This window comes from Amycolatopsis sp. NPDC049253, assembly GCF_040678995.1.
In the GTDB taxonomy this organism is placed as follows: Bacteria; Actinomycetota; Actinomycetes; order Mycobacteriales; family Pseudonocardiaceae; genus Amycolatopsis.
In genome coordinates this window covers 176,328-194,140 of sequence record NZ_JBFAQX010000002.1, presented here as the reverse complement: position 1 = coordinate 194,140, position 17,813 = coordinate 176,328, and the positions used below count along the sequence as shown (strand labels likewise).

At 72.6% G+C, this 17,813-nt stretch carries 19 protein-coding genes; 8 read left to right on the top strand and 11 right to left on the bottom strand.

Going from position 1 to position 17,813, the window contains the following annotated elements; all coding sequences use genetic code 11:
• Positions 1-75 precede the first annotated feature (75 nt).
• Positions 76-660 (bottom strand): TetR family transcriptional regulator, encoded by a 585-nt coding sequence (locus tag AB0K15_RS05215; protein WP_364045779.1) that lies wholly within the window; start codon positions 658-660, stop codon positions 76-78.
• 76 nt (positions 661-736) lie between these two features.
• On the opposite strand from AB0K15_RS05215, the gene AB0K15_RS05210 reads away from it, so the two are divergent.
• Positions 737-1,636 (top strand): SDR family NAD(P)-dependent oxidoreductase, encoded by a 900-nt coding sequence (locus AB0K15_RS05210; RefSeq protein ID WP_364045777.1) that lies wholly within the window; start codon positions 737-739, stop codon positions 1,634-1,636.
• Positions 1,637-1,716: 80 nt separating this feature from the next.
• Here AB0K15_RS05210 and AB0K15_RS05205 read toward each other — a convergent pair whose 3' ends face one another.
• Positions 1,717-2,742, bottom strand: coding sequence for an NADPH:quinone reductase (locus tag AB0K15_RS05205; RefSeq protein ID WP_364045775.1), 1,026 nt, complete (start codon positions 2,740-2,742; stop codon positions 1,717-1,719).
• A 199-nt stretch (positions 2,743-2,941) separates the two neighbouring features.
• On the opposite strand from AB0K15_RS05205, the gene AB0K15_RS05200 reads away from it, so the two are divergent.
• The 3 genes from AB0K15_RS05200 to AB0K15_RS05190 all read left to right on the top strand — a co-directional run bounded on the left by AB0K15_RS05200 (position 2,942) and on the right by AB0K15_RS05190 (position 5,123).
• Positions 2,942-3,478, top strand: a complete 537-nt coding sequence (locus tag AB0K15_RS05200; RefSeq protein WP_364045773.1) for a hypothetical protein — start codon at positions 2,942-2,944, stop codon at positions 3,476-3,478.
• A gap of 162 nt (positions 3,479-3,640) precedes the next feature.
• Positions 3,641-4,687 (top strand): PAS domain S-box protein, encoded by a 1,047-nt coding sequence (locus tag AB0K15_RS05195; protein ID WP_364045771.1) that lies wholly within the window; start codon positions 3,641-3,643, stop codon positions 4,685-4,687.
• Positions 4,688-4,748: 61 nt separating this feature from the next.
• Positions 4,749-5,123, top strand: coding sequence for a response regulator (locus AB0K15_RS05190; protein WP_364045769.1), 375 nt, complete (start codon positions 4,749-4,751; stop codon positions 5,121-5,123).
• A gap of 15 nt (positions 5,124-5,138) precedes the next feature.
• Here the strand turns inward: AB0K15_RS05190 and AB0K15_RS05185 are convergent, their stop codons facing one another.
• Complete coding sequence (locus AB0K15_RS05185) at positions 5,139-5,468, bottom strand: hypothetical protein (RefSeq protein WP_364045767.1); 330 nt, start codon at positions 5,466-5,468, stop codon at positions 5,139-5,141.
• Between the two features lie 87 nt (positions 5,469-5,555).
• Positions 5,556-6,203, bottom strand: a complete 648-nt coding sequence (locus tag AB0K15_RS05180) for a response regulator transcription factor (RefSeq protein WP_364046657.1) — start codon at positions 6,201-6,203, stop codon at positions 5,556-5,558.
• A 210-nt stretch (positions 6,204-6,413) separates the two neighbouring features.
• Here AB0K15_RS05180 and AB0K15_RS05175 point away from each other — a divergent pair, with 210 nt between their 5' ends.
• From AB0K15_RS05175 to AB0K15_RS05160, 4 genes are read left to right on the top strand one after another with little or no spacing between them, the layout of a single operon-like run.
• The gene (locus AB0K15_RS05175) at positions 6,414-7,694 is read left to right on the top strand and encodes an MFS transporter (protein WP_364045765.1); all 1,281 of its coding nucleotides are present in this window, start codon (positions 6,414-6,416) and stop codon (positions 7,692-7,694) included.
• Positions 7,695-7,708: 14 nt separating this feature from the next.
• Positions 7,709-8,857 carry an acyl-CoA dehydrogenase family protein gene (locus AB0K15_RS05170; RefSeq protein WP_364045763.1) on the top strand — a complete coding sequence of 383 codons (1,149 nt, stop codon included), beginning with the start codon at positions 7,709-7,711 and terminating at the stop codon, positions 8,855-8,857.
• The gene (locus AB0K15_RS05165; RefSeq protein WP_364045761.1) at positions 8,858-10,363 is read left to right on the top strand and encodes an AMP-binding protein; all 1,506 of its coding nucleotides are present in this window, start codon (positions 8,858-8,860) and stop codon (positions 10,361-10,363) included.
• Entirely contained in the window at positions 10,360-11,133 is a 774-nt protein-coding gene (locus AB0K15_RS05160; RefSeq protein WP_364045759.1) for an enoyl-CoA hydratase/isomerase family protein, read from the top strand. Before AB0K15_RS05165 ends, AB0K15_RS05160 begins: the two co-directional genes overlap by 4 nt.
• A gap of 155 nt (positions 11,134-11,288) precedes the next feature.
• Here AB0K15_RS05160 and AB0K15_RS05155 read toward each other — a convergent pair whose 3' ends face one another.
• From AB0K15_RS05155 to AB0K15_RS05125, 7 genes are all read right to left on the bottom strand, one after another.
• Positions 11,289-12,509: a TetR family transcriptional regulator gene (locus tag AB0K15_RS05155; protein WP_364045757.1), complete on the bottom strand. Its 1,221-nt coding sequence runs from the start codon at positions 12,507-12,509 to the stop codon at positions 11,289-11,291.
• Between the two features lie 88 nt (positions 12,510-12,597).
• A complete protein-coding gene (locus AB0K15_RS05150; RefSeq protein WP_364045755.1) occupies positions 12,598-13,488 on the bottom strand; it encodes a hypothetical protein in 891 nt (296 codons plus the stop codon).
• Positions 13,489-13,493: 5 nt separating this feature from the next.
• The gene (locus tag AB0K15_RS05145) at positions 13,494-14,159 is read right to left on the bottom strand and encodes a hypothetical protein (protein ID WP_364045753.1); all 666 of its coding nucleotides are present in this window, start codon (positions 14,157-14,159) and stop codon (positions 13,494-13,496) included.
• A gap of 105 nt (positions 14,160-14,264) precedes the next feature.
• Complete coding sequence (locus AB0K15_RS05140) at positions 14,265-15,092, bottom strand: LLM class flavin-dependent oxidoreductase (protein ID WP_364045751.1); 828 nt, start codon at positions 15,090-15,092, stop codon at positions 14,265-14,267.
• Between the two features lie 108 nt (positions 15,093-15,200).
• Positions 15,201-16,034 (bottom strand): peptidoglycan-binding domain-containing protein, encoded by an 834-nt coding sequence (locus AB0K15_RS05135; protein ID WP_364045749.1) that lies wholly within the window; start codon positions 16,032-16,034, stop codon positions 15,201-15,203.
• Positions 16,035-16,122: 88 nt separating this feature from the next.
• A complete protein-coding gene (locus AB0K15_RS05130; RefSeq protein WP_364045747.1) occupies positions 16,123-16,590 on the bottom strand; it encodes a hypothetical protein in 468 nt (155 codons plus the stop codon).
• A 30-nt stretch (positions 16,591-16,620) separates the two neighbouring features.
• Positions 16,621-17,808 carry a DUF6745 domain-containing protein gene (locus AB0K15_RS05125; RefSeq protein ID WP_364045745.1) on the bottom strand — a complete coding sequence of 396 codons (1,188 nt, stop codon included), beginning with the start codon at positions 17,806-17,808 and terminating at the stop codon, positions 16,621-16,623.
• Between the last annotated feature and the right edge of the window lie 5 nt (positions 17,809-17,813).

The window sequence follows — 17,813 nt, the reverse complement described above, 5'->3', positions numbered from 1 at the left end:
GCGTGGGATCAGGTATACCGGCTGTGACGACCGTGGCGGTACCTGCGAAAGTCGGCCTCGCGCGTTCGGGGGTGCTCAGGCGTGCCGCGGTGGCCAGCCGGACTCGAGGAGGTCGAACACGGCGTTCATCGCGGCGAGGGGGTCGGGCTCGGTGCCGGTGAGGTCGGGGATCTCCAGCACGTAGCGGGCCAGTGCCCTGGCCGCCATGTCGGTGGTGGGGAGCTCGTCCGCCTCGGCGATCGCTTCGGTCAGCGCGTCTTCGCTCGCGATCCAGAGCTTGCGCGCGTACCCGCGCAGGGCCGGCGTGGCGACGATCAGGGCGCGCTTGCGTTCGTACTCGGGCGGCAGCTCGGCGGCGAACGGCCCGCGGCTCGCGAAGAACCGGCGCAGGCCGGCGAGGACGGATTCGCCGGGTTCACGCTGGCGCACGGCGGCGACGAGGCCTTCGCGGCGTTCGGTGCCGTCGTCGAAGATCAGGGCCTCCTTGCCGTCGGGCACGTGGGCGAACAGCGTGGCGACGGAGACGTCGGCTTCCTCGGCGATCCGCGCCACGGTGACGTGGTCGTAGCCGTGCTCCAGGAACAGGCGCAGGGCGGCGTCGTCGAGCGACTGGCGGGTCCGGGCCTTCTTGCGCTCGCGTCGGCCGGGGGTGGCGGGCATGAGACCACGATACCTGAAGTAACTCTGGATTTGTGGTTACTCTTAAATCAGAGTGACTACGGAAATGGGGCCCGGCATGGCGAACCAGACCACGATCGCGTTGGTGACCGGTGGCAATGCCGGCATCGGCTACTTCGTCTCCGAACGGCTCGCTGCGGCCGGAGCCGCCGTGGTGCTCGGCTGCCGTGACCCGGCGAAGGCCGCCTCCGCGATCGGCGCGATCCAGGCTCGGGTGCCCGGGGCCCGGGTCACGTCCGTGCGCCTCGACCTCGCCGACCTGGCCTCCCTGAAGGCCTCGGCCGACGCGCTGGACGTGCCGCGCCTCGACGTCGCCGTGCTCAACGCGGGTGTTCTCCTCGAAGGTCCGGCCCGGCGCGAGACCCCGGCCGGCCACGAGCTGACCTTCGGCACCAACCACCTCGGCCACTTCGCCCTCACGGCCCTGCTGTGGCCCCGGCTGCGGGCCGGCCGCGTGGTGACCACGGGCAGCTTCACGGCCCGCTCCGCGCACCTCGACCTCGACGACCTGCAGAGCACCCGCGCCTTCGCGCCGAAGCGGGCCTATGAGCGAGCCAAACTCGCTCAGATGCTGTTCGGCTTCGAGCTCGCCCGCCGTCTCGGGGAGGCGGGCAGTGGCGCCCTCAGCGTCGTGGTCCACCCCGGCGGCGCCCTGGACGCACTGACGCCTTCGCGCCCGCCGGTTCATGCGCGCACGGCTGGGCAACTGCTCCGCGCGGTGCCCGCCGGCGTGCTGCTGCAAGGCAAACACGCGGGCGCCCGGCCGTCCGTGCACGCGGCGCTCGACCCGTCCGTCCGCAATGGACAGCTGTGGGGCCCGCGGTTCTTCGGCCTGCGGGGGAAACCGCGCCTCGAAACGCCGAAGGGTCCGCTCGCCGACGTCGCGACCGGGCGTCGGCTGTGGGACCTGAGCGCGGAGCTCGCGGGCGTGGATCCGGACTTCGTGACAGCGCCCTGACGGGTGGTCGACGGGGGAAATCCAGTAGGCGGTCGCCGGCCACCGGGGCGGCCCGGTGACCGGCGTTTCGTTGCCGGGCTTCAGGAAGCCGATGTCACGTCGATGAGGATCTTGCCCGTCACGCCGTTCTCCGAGGCTTCGTGGGCCTGCACCGTCTGTTCCAGGGGGAAGCGGTGCACCGGCAGGCCGCGCTCCTCGCCCAGGCGCAGCGCGCCGCCGGCGAGGGCCGCGGTGACGTCCTCCGCGCCGGCGCGGAGCTTGTCCAGGCCGACGGTGTAGAGGACCAGGAACTGGTAGCGCGAGTTCAGCCACAGGTTGCGGCCGAACTCGAGGGTGATCGTGCCGGTGCCGCGGTCGTCGCCGTAGGCCGCGACGGTGCCGCGGGTGCGCAGGACGTCGGCATGCAGCCCGGTGTTCGTGCCGGTGGCGACCTCGACCACGAGGTCCACGCCGTCGGGGGCGATCGCCCGGATCTCGGCCGCCAGGTCGCCGGAGGTGTAGAGCAGTGCGTGGTCCGCGCCGGCGGCCCGGGCCAGCGCGGCCTTGGCCTCGGTGCTCACGGTGGTGAGCACCGTCGCGCCGGCCCAGCGGGCGAGCTGGATGGTGGCGTTGCCGACGGCGCCGGCCCCGCCCGTGACCAGAACGGTGCGGCCCGCCAGCGCGCCCGGGGCGAGCCGCGCCGGCCCGTCCTCGGCAACGGTCAGGGCGCGGTGCGCGGTGAGGGCCGGGATGGCGAACCCGGCGCCCTCGTCGAAGCCGACCGCGTCGGGCAGGCGCACGAGCCGTTCGGCGGGCAGCACGGTGTACTCCTGCGCCGTCCCGGACGCGGGCGCGTGGGCCGCGGCCAGCAGCACCCACACCCGGTCGCCGGCCGCGAACTCCGTGACGCCCGGCCCGACGGCGTCGACCACGCCGGCGCCGTCCTGGTTGGGCACGGCCGGCCCGGCGAGCTCACCGGGGCCACGGCGCGACTTCCAGTCCGTGGGGTTCACCGCCGACACGACGATCCGCACGCGGACCTCGCCGGCGCCCGGCTCCGGCATCTCGCGCTCCGACAGCGACAACACTTCCGGCCCGCCGTGGCGGGTGTACGTGACAGCCTTCATGTCTCGTGCAATTCCGCCCTGCCGCGGGTCTATTCCGCGCCCGCCGGAAATTCCTCCCGCCGGGATCCCACCGACGTGGGGTTTACCCCACACCGGCCCTTGAGCGGCCGTGGTGGCTGCTCGATGGCCGCGCGGCACCCCGCACGCCACGCTGGACGGACGAGCCCGCCCCCCCGGACCGCCGACGAAGGAGCGAACGATGGCCACGCACGAGACGCCGGACTCGCACCTCGAACCGGCTGCTCGGGAGGCCGCCGCCAGGGAGATCCCGTCGTTGCTCGACAGCCCGAAGCCAGGCGATGTGGCGAAGCCGCTGCCGACGAGGAGCGGCCCGCCGCAGCCGGCGCTCAGTGCGAAGGCGAACCGGTTCTGGGGCGCCGGCCTCCCCGGATCCGCCGGGCGCGGGCAGATCACCGCCTCACCGCCGCGTGCGAGCCTCGAGTTGCCGGCCCTGCTGGCTGAGGAGTACGGCGTGCTGCGCGATGTCGGTGACGTGACGAAGCCGAGGGTTGCGCGCGTGGCCGTGACGGCCCCGCTGGCTCGCGAGTACGGCGTGCTCCGCGATGTCGGCACGGCCGATCTGGCGAAGCCGCGCGGCGTGGCCGTGGCCGTGAGGATGGTGCACCACCACGGCCTCCTCCACGGCGTCACGATGCTCGACCCGGTCCGGGACACGCCCGCGGCGGAAGCCGTGGCTGCGCAAGCGATCGCGGTCCTGCGGGAGGCCGCGCACTGACAGGGCGTGCCGCCGCCCCTCCCGCGCAGTGGCGGCACCCGCGGGCCGGCCATCCCCCCGTCATGGCCGGCCCGCGGCTTGCGGCGCGCGGCTCGGCGAGGGTGACCGCGCCGCCGCGGGCGTGGGTACGGTGAATGCCTCCGACCCCGTCGGGAGGGCGCCGTGGAATCTCCCCGTGAAGTGCTCGAGCTGATCCTGCACACGGTTCCGCAGCCGGTCTGGGTGATCGACCACGGCGGGGCGATCGTCTACGCGAATCCCGCGGCCGTGGCCGCGCTCGGCTATGCCGACCTGGCCGAGCTGCGCGGGCGCCAGAGCCACGAGACGGTGCACCACCACTATCCGGACGGTTCGCCGTTCCCCGCGTCGGAGTGCCCGATGCTGCGGTCGCGCCAGGCCGGGGAGACCGTGCACAGCGACGAAGACTGGTTCTTCCGCCGGGACGGCTCGATGTTCCCGATCGAGTGGTGGTCGGCCCCGCTGGACCTGCCCGGCGGCCGCGGCGCGGTGCTCGCCTTCGAGGAGACCACGCGGCGCCGTGCGGCCGAGCAAGCCGTGCGCGAGCGTGACGCTGCGAGGATCCGCGCGGCCGAGTCGCGCGCCACCGGCAGGCGCATCGTCGAGAGCGCCACGGCGGCCCGGCGGCAGCTGGCCCGCGATCTGCACGACGGTGCCCAGCAACGGCTCGTCGCGCTGCTCATCGACCTGCAGCTCGCCCGGGAGGAGCTCGTCGCCGCACCGGAGCGGGTTCCCGGGCTCCTGGACGAAGCCGTCGAGCACACGCGCGCGGCCATCACCGAGCTGCGGGAGCTCGCCGCCGGGATCCACCCGGCCGTCCTGTCCGCGCGCGGGCTCCGCTTCGCCGTCGAGGCCCTCGCCGCGCGCGCGGCCCTGCCGGTGGTCGTGACCGGGTCGGTCGAGGTCGAGCTCGCCGAAGGGGTCGAGGCGTGCGCCTACTTCGTCGCCGCCGAAGCCCTCACGAACGCGGTCAAGCACTCGCGCGCGTCGCAGGTCACGGTGACCGTCACGGCGACCGGGCCCCTGCTCACGGTCGAGGTGTGGGACGACGGCGTCGGCGGCGCCGTCGCGGGCGGATCCGGTTCCGGCCTCGCCGGCCTGGCCGACCGCGTCGACGCGCTCGACGGCCGGCTCACCCTGTCCTCCCCTACCGGCGGCGGAACCGTGCTGCGCGCGGAGTTTCCCCTCTGAACGCGCGAACTGTGGGGACACCCCCATGGCGGGCGCGGCCGCGGCAAGAGACCCTTGAGCGATGCCGCCCACCGCCCTGATCGTCGACGACGACACCGGCTTCCGGCGCGCGGCGCGGCGCCTGCTCGCCGCCCGGGGCTTCGAAGTCGTCGCCGAGGCGGCCGACGCGGGGCAAGCCCTGGCAGCCGTGCGAGCCCACCACCCCGACTGCGTGCTCCTCGACCTCCACCTCCCCGACACCGACGGCCTCACGGCCGCCCTCGCCCTCGCTCTCGCCGCGAGCCCCGCCCCGGCGCCCCGGATCCTCGTCATCTCGACCGAGCCGCCCGACTTCGCTCCCAGCGACCTGGCCGCCCTCGGCATCGTCGCCCTCGTCGCCAAGGACCACCTGGCGACGGCCGACCTGCCGGCGCTGTTCGGCTTCTCGGCGGCCTGACCCCTCGGCGTGCGGTCAGCCTCGTTCTTCGAACGGTTCGTCGCTCCAGCGAAACCACGCGTTGCCGTCCTCGACGTGGAGGAGGAACTCGGCCACCGGGCCGTGCGGCGAGAGCAGGCGCAGTGTTCCCGCGATGCGATCGTAGATCTGTTCCCAGGCCTCCAGGTGATCTTCCAGACCGGACTCGATCAGCTCCAGTTCTTGGTCGAACAGCGGCTTGACCTCGGCGAAGGTCGGCTGCGGTACGAACCGCCTGCGAAGCCACGGGAGATCGGCCTCCTCGACCACGATCTCCCCGACGAGTTCCTCGCCCCGGACCAACCGCCACACCTCGCCGGAAGCCACGCCCGCGCCCGCCTCACCTTCACGATCGACTGTCCCGGCGCAGGATCGCCTGCGCCACCGACATTTCCGGCGGCCAGCCCGGGGACGTCAGCTCCGCAGATACCGCAGCACCGCCAGCACCCGCCGATGCCGGCTGCTCGCCGACTGGTGCAGGCCGAGTTTGGTGAAGATCCCCGTCACGTGGCGTTCCACGGCGGGCACGGTGACCACGAGCTTCTCCGCGATGCCGACGTTGGAGTGGCCCTCGGCCATCAGGGCGAGGACCTCGCGCTCGCGGGGGGTCAGGTCATCGAGTGGGCTGCCGAGGCGTTTGCGCCCGACGAGGCGGGCGATCACGTCCGGGTCGAGGGCCGTGTCGCCCGCGGCCACGCGCCGCACGGCGTCGATGAGGACGGCCGGGTCGGCGACCTTCTCCTTGAGCAGGTATCCGACGCCTTCGGCGCGGTCGCCGACGAGCTCGAAGGCGTAGCGGTCCTCCAGGAACTGCGACAGCACGATCACCCCGACGGCCGGGTCGGAGGAGCGGATCTCCAGCGCCGCGCGCAAGCCGTCGTCGGTCAGGTCCGGGGGCATGCGGATGTCGGTGATCAGCACGTCGGGCCGGTGCGCGCGGACCTGGCGCAGCACTTCGGGCGCGTCCGCGGCCACGCCGGCGACGGCGAAGCCGGCGCGTTCGAGGACGCGCACGATCCCCTCCCGTACCAGGGCCTGGTCCTCGCCGACGACCACGCGGATCCGTTCCGCCACCGGGCTCACGCTACCGGGACCGACCGGCTCGGGCCCGCCCGGAAAAGCCGCCTGGCGTGCGCGGATGCGGTGCGTGCCGGGGCGGTGACCGGTTGCTGCGCCGCCGGACCGTGACCGGGAACCCCCTTGAACTCTGGCTAACGAAGAGTTACCGTCCGCCTAACCAGTATTCACCTCCCGCAAAGAAGCAGGTGGCCCATGTCCGAAGTGGCGACCAACGCCCCGGCCGGCGTGGCCGGGTCCGCCTACACCCGAAGAGAGCGCGGTCTGATCATCGCGGCCGCGGTCAGCGGCTGGGGGATGGAGTACTTCGATCTCGTGATCCTGTCGCTGGTGGCCGGCGACGTCGGGAAGACGTTCGGCGTCTCCACGGCCGCGGTGGGTGCGGTCTTCACCGCGCAGCTCGCGGCCACGGCGATCGGTGGCATCCTGTTCGGCCCGCTGGCCGACCGGTTCGGCCGCCGCCGCGTGCTCACGTGGACGATCTGGATCTTCGCGATCGGCACGGGGCTCGGCGCGCTCGCGCCGAACTTCGGACTGTTCGTGGTGTGCCGGATGATCGCCGGGGTCGGGATCGGCGGCGAGTGGGCCATCGGGTTCGCGCTGCTGAACGAGGCCTGGTCGCCCAAGCGCCGCGGCCTCGCCGGCGGCATGGTGCAGGCCGCGATCTGGCCCGCCTACGCGATCGGCATCTTCGTCGCCGGCGCCGTGCCGAACTGGCGCTGGGCGTTCGCCATCGGTGCGCTGCCCGCGCTGGCCGCGGTGGCGATCCGGCTCGCCTGCCCGGAGTCCAAGCAATGGCTGGAGCTGCAGCGGGCCAAGGCGGAGGGCCGCAAGGCCGCCACCGCGGTCCGCGAGCCGGCCACCGCAGGGCTCGCGTTGCTGTTCAAGAAGAACGCGCTGAAGATGGTCGTGCTCGGCACCGTCGTGGTGTTCGGAGCGCAGTACTCCTACTACGTCTACTCGTCCTGGATGCCGACCTTCCTCAAGACCGGTCTGCACCTGGGCGCCGGACCCACGCAGACGGTGCTCTACGTCAGCGCCGCCATCTCGCTCGTCTCCTACGTCGCGGCCGGCGCGCTCGGCGACCGGTGGGGCCGGCGCAAGGCACTGCTCGCCTTCGCCTCGGTGCAGCTCGTCGCGTTCATCGCCTTCGCGGTGCTGATCGCCACCGGCGCCGCGACCGGGTCGGTGATCGCGATGTACTTCGTGATCTCGTTCGGGCTCGGCTACTTCGCCGTGTTCGGCACGTGGTTCGGCGAGCTGTTCGCCACGCCGATCCGGGCCACGGGCTCGAGCTTCTGCTACTCGGTGGGCCGCGGCATCGCGAGCTTCGGGCCCGGGATCGTCGGCCTGCTCGCCGCCCGCTACGGCCTCGGCGGCGGCATCTCGACCGGCCTGTTCGCCGTGGCACTGATGATGATCACCGCGCTGTTCCTGGCCGACCGCTCGGGCCGGGCCATCACGGCCGCGGAATGAGGAAGGGGAACGACTTGCAGCACCTCTGGAGGGACCACGTCGACGAGCGCCTCGCGCTCGAGGCCCGCGAGTTCACGCGCGAGAACGTGGCCCCGGTCGCGGACGCGCTGGACCGCGAAGACCGCTACCCGCTCGACCTCGTGCGGCTCACCGCCGAACGCGGCTGGAACTCGATGACGCTCGACCCGCGCTACGGCGGTGAGGGCCGCCCGATGACCGAACTGCTCGCCGTGCTGGAGGAGCTCTCGGTCGCCAGCGCCATCCTGGGCATCTCGCTCATCACGATCTTCCAGAGCCAGCGCTGCATCGAGCTCTACGGCGAGGAGTCGCTCAAGGAGCGCTACCTGCCGCGCTACGCCGGCGGCCTGCCCGCGTCGTTCGCGCTGACCGAGGACGGGCACGGCAGCGACATCCGCACGCTCGACACCAAGGCGCAGCGCACCGACAAGGGCTGGGTGCTCAACGGCGAGAAGGCGTTCATCACCTCCGGTGCCGCCGCTGAGCTGTTCGTGGTGCTCGCCGAGACCGACGTCGGCGTCTCGACGTTCGCGGTCACCAAGGACACCCCCGGCGTGTCCAGCTACCAGGGCCACGAGGCCGAGACGTTCGGGCTGCGCAACGGCCCACACGTCAACCTGGTGCTGGAAGACGTCGAGGTGCCCGCCGACCACCTGATCGGCACCGAGGGCCGCGGCCTCAAGCAGGTGATGGTGACCCTCGCCAACTCGCGCACGCTCGCCGCCGGCATCAGCCTCGGCATCGCGCGCGCGGCGTTCGAGGGCGCACTGAAGTACGTGGACACGCGCTCCGCGTTCGGCACGAAGGTCCTGGATTTCCAGGGGATCCAGTGGTACTTCGCGGAGCTGGCCGCGCAGATCGACGCGACGCGGCTGCTCACCTACGAAGCCGCGCGCGACCTCGACGCGGGCCGCGACATCGCGCGCTCGTCCTCGTCGGCGAAGCTGCTGGCGGCCTCGCTCGCCACGAAGGTCGCCTCGACGGCGGTGCAGGTGTGCGGCGCCCACGGCACGCGTGAGACCCAGCCGTTCGGCCGGTACCTGCGCGACGCCAAGGCGTACGAGGTGGCCGGGGGATCGGCCGAGGTGCTCAAGAACACCGTCGCGAAGAGCCTGGTCAAGGCCGTCAGGGTGGAGGATCGGTAGATGTTCGCGGCAACACTGAAGCAGCGGTGCGAGGCGAGTGGCGAAGCGCCGTTCCTGCTGCAGGACGACAAGGTGATCAGCTGGGCCGGGCTGCTCGACGTGGTCACCCGCACCGCGACGCTGCTGCAGAGCAACGGCGTCGGGGCCGGTGACCGCGTGCTGCTCGCCTGCGGCAACACGCCGACGTTCCCCTACCTGTGGTTCGCGCTGCGCTGGCTCGGCGCCACCTGCGTGCCGCTGCACAACCAGGCGACTGGCGCGCACATCCGCCAGGTCGTGGCCGACGCGGGCATCGAGTTCGCCGTCGGCGACACCGCGAGCATCGCGCGCCTGGTCGCCGACGCGGGCTTCGACCCCGGGCAGACGCTGGGCTTCGCCACGGCCGACGAGCTGGAGCACGCCGTGGCTGGCCTCGCGCCGCACCCGATGCACGAGGCGGAGCTCGACGCCGAGAGCAGCCTGCTCTACACCTCGGGCACCACCGGCCCGCCCAAGGGCGCGGTGCTGTCGGACGGCGCGTTCCTCGCCGGCGGCCGGGAACTGGCCGACGCGATCGGGATCCGCGCCGACGACCGGATCATGATCGCGCTGCCGCTGTTCCACACCAACCCGCAGGTGTACGCGGTGATGACCGCCATCGCCACGGGCTGTTCCCTGGCGCTGCTGGAGAAGTTCGAGCCGGCGAAGTTCCTGGACCAGGCGATCAAGTACGAGGCCACGGGATTCACCTACGTCGGCACGATGCTGGCGATGCTCGTGCGCAAGCTGCCCGAGCACATCCCGCCGCACAAGCTGCGCTTCTGCACCGGCGGCGGCGCGCCCGTCGGGCTGTGGACCACGATCGAGGACCACGTGGGCGTCGAGGTCCACGAGCTCTACGGCATGACCGAGACCGGCGGCTGGGTCACGGCCAACCGGTCCGGGCAGCGTCGCCGCGGGACCTGCGGTACCGTCCGGCCCGACATGGACCTGGCGATCCTCGACGCGAACGACGTGCCCGTGGCACCCGGCGAGCCCGGGCAGATCTGCGTGCGTCCGCGTGCGGCCTGCGTGCTCTTCGACGGCTACCACGGCAAGGCCGAGCTGACGCTGCAGAAGTTCCGCAACCTGTGGTTCCACACCGGGGACATGGGCGCGGTCGACGACGAGGGCTACCTGGTCTTCCACGGCCGGGCCGACGACATGATCCGCCGCGCCGGCGAGAACGTGCGCCCGGCCGACGTGGAGGCGGCGATCGCCGAGCACCCGGCGGTGGACGAGGTGGCCGTGGTCGGCGTGCCCGACGAGGTCGTGGGCCAGGAGGTCCGCGCCGTCGTGGTGCCGCGCGGCGAGTTCGACCCGCTCGGGCTGCCCGCGTTCCTCGACGGCAAGCTGCCGAAGTTCGCCTGGCCGCGCTACATCTCGGTGCGGCCCGCACTGCCCAAGACGGCGACGCAGAAGGTCCGCTCGGCCCTGCTACGCACGCACGAATCCGATGACGTCGACCTCCGCGGAGCCCGCTCATGACCGAACCCGTGCTGTTCGAGGTGACCGACGGCGTCGCCGTGCTCACCCTCAACGCGCCGCGCAAGCGCAACGCCATCGACGGCGAGCTGGCCGGCGCGCTGATCGACGCGTGCGAGCGCATCGACGCCGACCTCACGATCGGCTCGGCCGTGATCCAGGGCGCCGGCGGGTACTTCTGCTCGGGCGGCGACCGCGACGAGCTGGCGGCGATCTCGGCCGCACCCGCGTCCGACGAGGGAATCCGCGCCACGCAACGGATCTACGACGCGTTCCTGCGCTTCGGTGCGCTGAAGGTGCCGACGGTCGCCGCCGTGCGCGGCGGGGCCGTGGGCGCCGGGATGAACCTCGCGCTGGCCGCCGACGTGCGTGTCGTCGCCGAGGACGCCGTGCTCGCGTCCGGCTTCACGCGCCTGGGCGTGCACCCCGGCGGCGGGCACTACACGTTGCTGACGCGGGTCGTCACGCCGGAGGCCGCGACGGTGCTCGGTGTGCTGGGCGAGTCGGTGAACGGCCGCCGAGCCGTGGAGCTGGGGCTCGCCTACGAGGCCCGGCCCGACGAGGAGGTCGAGCCCCGCGCCCTCGCGCTCGCGGCTCGTGGCGGCGGCGACCCGGCCCTCACGCGGGCGGCGATCCGCAGCCTGCGGGCGGAGGTCGGCCCGCCGGCGTTGAGCTGGCAGGCGGCTGTGCCGCTGGAGCAGAGTGCGCAGCTGTGGTCGTTCGCCCGCAAGGGCTCCGACCGCTGGAAGGGCACCGAGCGCGCGAGCGACTGAGTCGCGCACGCACGACCGGTGGCCGCGGAACCGGACGGGCGCGGCCACCGGGGAAAGCCGAAGGGCGACCGGCTGAGAGAACACCGAGGGCGGGGGAGGACCTGCAGGAGGGGAAGGTCCGCCCCCGCCCTCGGTGTCCGTCCACAACGGACGCGTCAGACCGCCACGCTGGTCAGCGCCGCCAGCGCGAGCCCGACCGTCCACTCGGGACGCTCCGGCACCGCCGCGAACCGCCTCGACCGCGCCACGGCGTCGATCAGCTCCATCACCGCGAGGCTCGCGGTCTCCGCCACGGCTTCCTCCGCTCCGGGGTTCACCGCGAGCACCGCGCCCACCCAGTAATCCAGGTAGCGTTTGCGGTCGCGGCGCACGGCCTCGCCGAGGTCTTCGGGCACGTGGTGCTCCTCGGTCATCCACACCGCGATCAGGTCGCTCTTCGCGATCGCCGTGCGGACGTGCGTGGTCACCAGCCGTTCGAGCACCTCGTGCGGGGTCCCGTCCGAAGCCATCGCCAGCGCCCCGCCCCAGCACAGCTCGTCGGCGATCTCCTCGACCACGGCGGTGAGCACGGCCGCCTTGCTGGGGAAGTGGCTGTAGATCGACGGGCCCGCGATGCCCACGCCCGCGGCGATGTCGTCGATGCCCACGGCGTGGTAGCCGCGTTCGCGGAACAGCTTCGCCGCCTCGTCGAGGATCGCGCGGCTGCGTGTGTTCTCCGCCGCGGCCGGTGATTCCCGGTCCACCACGCGGATCTCCGGCAGGGTCTTCGGCGGTTCCGGCGCGAGCAACGTGGCCAGCAGCACGGTCTCCAGCGTCGCCGCGTGGGCCGACAGCCGGCGCCGCGGCAGCGCGGGCACGCTGTTGAGCAGGCCCAGCGCGGCACGGATCCGGAACTCCGCTTGGCTCGTGGTGAGTTCCGGCCGCGCGTCCACCAGCACGCGCAGCCACAGGCCGACGCCCTCGACGCGCACGGCCACCAGCTCTTCGCGGACCTCGCTGCTGAGGTAGTGGGCCTCCTGGTGCCACAGGCGCACCACGTCCGGGCGCTCCAGCACGACGCCGACCACCGACGTCGCCAGCCGCCGCAGCACCTCGTCGGTGTCGCCGCCCTGCGCCAGCGCGAGCACCTCGCGGTTGCGCCAGGTGAGCACCATCTCGCGGATGGGCTCGGCGAGCAGCGCGCGCTTGTCGGGGAAGTGTTTGTACACCGCGCCGGCGGTGATGCCGACCTGCTCGGCGATGTCCGCCACCGAGACCCCGCCATAGCCGCGTTCGCGGAACAGCCGGGCCGCGGCCGCGAGCAGCTCGGCGCGGCGGTTGGGGCGCGCGGACGGCGAAGACTGGCGCTTCGTCCCGCGAACTTCCGCCCGGCTCACTCGTTCTCCTCATCGCGACAGCACCGTTCCCCCCAGGTTAGCGGGCGCGAGCCGGGAAGGCTTCCACAACCGGGATTCGGGAGTGCTGCTAGGGCTGCTGGTTCTGGAACTGGAACTGCACGCGCACCTGCGCGTCGAGCGGCACGACGAACGTGGTGTCGCTCGCCGACCACGTGCGGGGCACCAGGAACATGCGGTCGTTGCCGTGCACGAGCAGCCGCAGGTTGCGGTAGCGGTAGCGGAAGGTCTGTCCCGGCGCCGCCGGCAGCGCGGTCTCCTCGATCCCCGGGCTGCGCAGGAACAGCCGCTCCTTCGTGTCCACGATCACGCTCGGCAGCCGGTCCAGCGACCGCGCCTGCGCCATCGCGAGCCCGCGGCCCGACCACTGCGCGACCGTGGCCGTGGTCCAGAACAAGCTCACCGCCACGACGACCAGCACCAGGGCCAGGGACACGCGCCGCACGGCGGAGGCCGGCGGCGGGGCGCTGCCGGCCAGGCGGCGCAGGACACGGAAGCCGTACACCACCAGTACGCCGCCCGCGGCGATGAGCAGGGGAGTGACCAGGGCGTAGAGGGTCCAGTCGCGCACGAGCGCGTACAGCAGGAGCAACACCACCCCCGCGACCAGGACGGTCAGGCCCGCCGCGGTCAGCACCCGCACCCCGGAGCGGAGCGTGCTCGGGTCCTCGGCCGCCGCGATCCGCTTCTGCACGGCCGAATGCAGGGCCAGCGCGCCGACGCTGGCGAAGGTGAGCACGAGCAGCGGCGTCAGCAGGGGTTGGGGGCTGCGCATCACGTAGTCCTGGGTGGCCAGGCCGATCGTGTCCACGTCGATGCCGAAGTACTCGTACTGCGAACGCGTCGAGACGTAGCCGAAGTAGAACAGCAGCGTGGTGAGCAGGGTCGCCGGGGCGACGACGTTCCCGACCGTCCGCACCCAGTGCTCGAACCGGCCGGTGACGTCCCCCTCCTCGGGCACCTCGCTCAGCCCGACGTGGCCGACGCCGTCGTGGACCCGGTCGCGGTTTCGGCGGATTCCTCCGTCGACGTCGGCGTTTCCGTGGCTTCGAGCGGGTTCGTCAGGTCGATCGTGTTCGTCCGGAGCTTCTGGCCGAACTCCGCATACGCGCTGGGTTCGCCGCCGCAGGCGTAGCTGCCCTTCATGGCCAGCGTGGCGCCGTCACCGGGCCGGTGCCAGGACAGCGCGACCGAGCAGGAGTTGTCCTGCGCCGTGAAGGTGTAGGACGAGCACGCGGGAGCGCCGCCGCAGGCCCCGCCGCCGGTGACGAGGTCTCCGGGACCGGCGGCGACCTCACCCACCGCGATCCGGGCGCCTTCGGGGACGTTGCTGTCGAGCAGGCTCACGCGGATGCAGTCCTGCGCGCCGCTCGCGTCGTTGCCACCCCCGACCGGCAGGCCGGCCAGCGCCACCGAGCCCTCGTGTTCGGACGAGCGCGGCGTCTCCGGGCCGGTGCCCTCCATCGAGGGGCTCGAGCCGGTGGTCTCGACCGACGACGCCGTCGACGCCACACCGGTCGAGACCTCCGTTGCCGGACCGGAGCCCGAGTCCGACCCTGAACAAGCCGCGACGCCCGCGAGCAGCAGCGAACCCGCACCCACCCAGCCGAAGAACCGGTGACGTATCGACATGGCACCCACCTCCCACTCAAGTCAGAGCGGGAAGAGCGGGAGGAACACACCACCACGGCACGACCCGGTCACGAGGTTTTCACCGGCGGGATGTCCGAAGTGGACTCACTTCCCGGTGAGACGTGCCACGAGCGGGGCGAACTCCTCGACGAACGCGCTGTTGACGGTGAAGTACGACACCCCGAGCTCGGCTCGGCGGCGTTCGAGCTCGGCGGCCATCGCGCCGACGTCACCGGTGAGCACGGTGAGCGAATCGCGCTCGATGAGGGTTTTCGCGTCGAGACCGCCGAGGAACCGGCTCATCCACGGCGGTGCTTCGGCGCCCACCACGAAGATGTTGTGCGACAGCTCGATCTCGTCGGCGCGCGCCCCCGCGGCCGCGCGGATCTCCTCGACGTGGCCGGCCATCTCGGCGCGCGTGGTCAGTGCGCCGCCGGCGAGCGTCACGATGTCGGCCTTCGCCGCGGCCAGCCGGCGGGCCTTGGGGCCGCCGGCCGCGATCATCACCGGGGTGTGCGTGTCGCCGTCGAGGCGCCGGACGTGGTCGACGGTCTCCGACACCTGGTCGAGCCGGTCCTGGCCGGAGCCGTAGGGCAGGCCCAGCTCGTCGGCCGCCTGGCGCATCGTGGGCAGGCCGGTGCCGAGGCCGAGCTCGAAGCGGCCGTCGGTGAGCTGCGTGAGGCTGTGGGCCTCCCACGCGGCCGCGCGCGGCGTGCGCAGCGGGCCGGCCAGCACGAACGAGCCGACGCGCAACGTCGTGGTGACGGCCGCGGCGATCGCCAGCGCCGCCGTGGGCGTCGGCAGGTTGAGGTTGTCCGGTGAGAGCAGTGTCGAGTAGCCCAGCTCCTCCGCGCGCCGCGCCGTGGCCTGCCACTTCGCGCCGGTGCCGTCGGCCGCCGCGACCACTCCGAACCGGAACGCCTTGTTCGCCATGGAACCACCCCCGTAGTCGAGGATCCCGATACAACCACCGCCGGGGGTGCCGGTGCCACCACGCCGGCGTCCTCGCCGGTTCGTGCCGAACCGGCGAGGACGCCGCCGTCAGCCGCGCTGGTACTCCTCCCAGGTCTTCTTCGGGTTCACCGCCGGGCCGTCGTCCGCGCCGCGCCCGGCCAGGCCGTTGAGGCCCAGGTAGTAGTCGCCCGTCTGGTGCTGGGCACCCGAGGACAGGTCCGGGTCGGAGATCGCGACGGCGTGGATGTGGTACCCCCAGTCGGCCTGCTCCGGAGTGCGCAGCCACGCCGCGAACCCGACCTGGCGCAGGGTCTTGACCACGCTCGTGCGGGTCGCCGTGGACAGACCGGCCACCGAGACGTCGAACGTGCCGCCACCGTCGTGGGTGCCGGCCGACGCGTCGACGCCGCCCGGGTTGTACGAACCCTGGGTGAGGCTCAGCTGCCGCCCGAGCAGGCCTTCGGCGGCCACCAGCATGGCCTTGGTGCGGGTGTTGAGCGTGACGCCGTGGTAGGTCACGTGGTTGCCCGCCGCGATCACGGCGGTGACGGTGTACCGGCTCGCGCCCAGCTTCTCCAGCGACGTCCGCCCGGGCAGGCCCGAGGCGTCGATTCCGGTGTAGCCCAGCGACTTCTGGTACTGCGCGTACGCCGCGATGGTCGTGGTGCCGAAGTACCCGTCCACGTACTTCGCGTCGAGCAGCCCCTTGGCCTGCAGCGCCTGTTCCACCAGCAGCACGCTGTCGTGCGCGCCGGGCGTCTGCGTGCTGTCGGCGCGGCGCGGGTCGATCTGCGCGGCCTTGAGCACGGCCTCCATGCTGGCCGCGGGCAGCGCCTGCGTGGCCGCACCGGCCGGAACCGGTGCGGCCACGCCGAGCGCCGCCGCCGCGAGCGCGGTCAGTGTGACGACCTTCCTGAGCATCCCTGGTCCTCTCGTCCGCGGATGAATCCGGGCAAAGAATCACGGAACGGGATACAAGGGACGTACAACTCGAAGGTCCAGGCCGGGTTCAGTCGGCGATGAGCAGCCTGGTCAAGGCCACCCCGCGCTCCTGCTGGCGCCGCACGAGCCACCGGCCCGGAGCGACCCCGCTGCCCCCGTGCTCGGGGTGGATCAGATAGGCGGGCGCGGAGTTCTCGAACACCGCGATGCCCAGGTTCAGCGGGTCGCGGACCGACGAGGTCCACCGGCAGGTGTCCGGATCGGCCACCAGGGTGTGCGGGTTGCGCCCGTCCACGCCGCGCACCAGTTCGACACCGCCGCGCGGCACGTCCTGCCACCACGCGTTGCTGTGCAGCACGACGGTACGGGCGACGAGGGCGTGCGGGATGACGATGAGGTCGCCTTGGGCCTGCAGCCCGTCGAGCACGGGAACGGCGACTTGGCGTTCGAGGTGCTCCAGCACGTCGAGGCCGGAGCGGTCGAGGAGGTCGGCGAGGCTGACGGTCCGGGTGTCCGTTGTGGATGTTTCGGTCATGGTGATCACCTTGGGGTCTCGAAGGAAGGGTCAGGTGCGGCGCAGCAGGCCGCGGTACCGGGCTCCGGTGAGCCCGTAGGACCAGCCGGCGGCGTCGACGGGGTCGTCGAACCACGGCGGCACGGACAGGCCGTAGCGGCGGCGGGTGCCGTCGCGTTCCACGGATCCGTTGACGGCGAGCAGCAGCCGGCGCGCGATCGTGCCGGGCGCACGGGGCACGTCGTAGAGCACCAGTTCGGAGTCCCGGTTGCCCGGATCCGGTGCCCGGGCGACGAACGTGAGCCCGGCCCGCTCGATGTAGCGGTCCCAGCCCAGGCGTTCGACGGCGCACCGGCGGATCTCGACGTTGCGCTCGGTGTTGATGGCATCGGCCGTCACGTCTTCGATCACCCACGCCGGCACCGGGGTGCCGTGCCACGCATAGGCGCGCCAGCCGTCGGGATAGGCGATGGCCGGTCCGTCGGCGGCATGCGTCCGCACCTCGCCGTACGCGGATCCGGGCACGGGTTCGGTGCGGACGACGACCGGGCGCTCGGTGAGCACGCACACGTCGTCGCGGGGCCACCACCAGCCGCACGAGCGCACGGTTTCCGCCCACAGGTCCAGCTGCCGTTCGGGTTCGGGTCCGAAGTGGACACCGAGCCGGCGGTGGGCGTCGTAGTGCGCCACCCAGTGGGCCTCGTGCTGGCCGTACCAGCCGATCCCGGTCGGTGCGCGCAGTTCGGCCTTGATCGTGCCGGCGACGGAATCGAGGATGCTGCGCCGCACCGACCCGCGGATTCCTGAGGCCAGCAACGAGTCGAAGAGGCCGCGATCGAGCGCTTCCGAGGGATCTTCGGGCAGGACGGACGGCCGCCACAAGTTGTCGGAGAAGCCGATCCTGCGGTTCAACCGGGCGCGCAGGCCCGACAACGCGTTGGCGAGGCGGCTTTCCAGCCAGGTCGGCGACACCGCTGACAGTGGCCGGTTCGGTGGTAGGAGCTTCATCGCCGCAGCAGGGGAATCGACCCACACGAACGTCGGGGGAGGCTGATCGACGAGCTCGTAGAGCGCGCCGATCGCCGCTTCCGCGGCCGGCCGGTCGGCGGGCTCGCACGACAGGGCGTGGCCGAGCCATTCCGCACGGGCGGCCTCGGCGAGCTGCCACCGAACCCGTTGCGGGTCAAGGATTTCAGGGTGTTCCGGAACGCGGGCTCCCGGCCCGCGGGGCGCGGTCACCGCGC

Excerpts from the sequence above, each read along its gene's own strand:
- AB0K15_RS05215 (WP_364045779.1), bottom strand. The coding sequence starts at position 660 with ATGCCCGCCACCCCCGGCCGACGCGAGCGCAAGAAGGCCCGGACCCGC.
- AB0K15_RS05210 (WP_364045777.1), top strand. The coding sequence starts at position 737 with ATGGCGAACCAGACCACGATCGCGTTGGTGACCGGTGGCAATGCCGGC.
- AB0K15_RS05205 (WP_364045775.1), bottom strand. The coding sequence starts at position 2,742 with ATGAAGGCTGTCACGTACACCCGCCACGGCGGGCCGGAAGTGTTGTCG.
- AB0K15_RS05200 (WP_364045773.1), top strand. The coding sequence starts at position 2,942 with ATGGCCACGCACGAGACGCCGGACTCGCACCTCGAACCGGCTGCTCGG.
- AB0K15_RS05190 (WP_364045769.1), top strand. The coding sequence starts at position 4,749 with ATGCCGCCCACCGCCCTGATCGTCGACGACGACACCGGCTTCCGGCGC.
- AB0K15_RS05175 (WP_364045765.1), top strand. The coding sequence starts at position 6,414 with ATGTCCGAAGTGGCGACCAACGCCCCGGCCGGCGTGGCCGGGTCCGCC.
- AB0K15_RS05165 (WP_364045761.1), top strand. The coding sequence starts at position 8,858 with ATGTTCGCGGCAACACTGAAGCAGCGGTGCGAGGCGAGTGGCGAAGCG.
- AB0K15_RS05160 (WP_364045759.1), top strand. The coding sequence starts at position 10,360 with ATGACCGAACCCGTGCTGTTCGAGGTGACCGACGGCGTCGCCGTGCTC.
- AB0K15_RS05145 (WP_364045753.1), bottom strand. The coding sequence starts at position 14,159 with ATGTCGATACGTCACCGGTTCTTCGGCTGGGTGGGTGCGGGTTCGCTG.
- AB0K15_RS05140 (WP_364045751.1), bottom strand. The coding sequence starts at position 15,092 with ATGGCGAACAAGGCGTTCCGGTTCGGAGTGGTCGCGGCGGCCGACGGC.
- AB0K15_RS05135 (WP_364045749.1), bottom strand. The coding sequence starts at position 16,034 with ATGCTCAGGAAGGTCGTCACACTGACCGCGCTCGCGGCGGCGGCGCTC.
- AB0K15_RS05130 (WP_364045747.1), bottom strand. The coding sequence starts at position 16,590 with ATGACCGAAACATCCACAACGGACACCCGGACCGTCAGCCTCGCCGAC.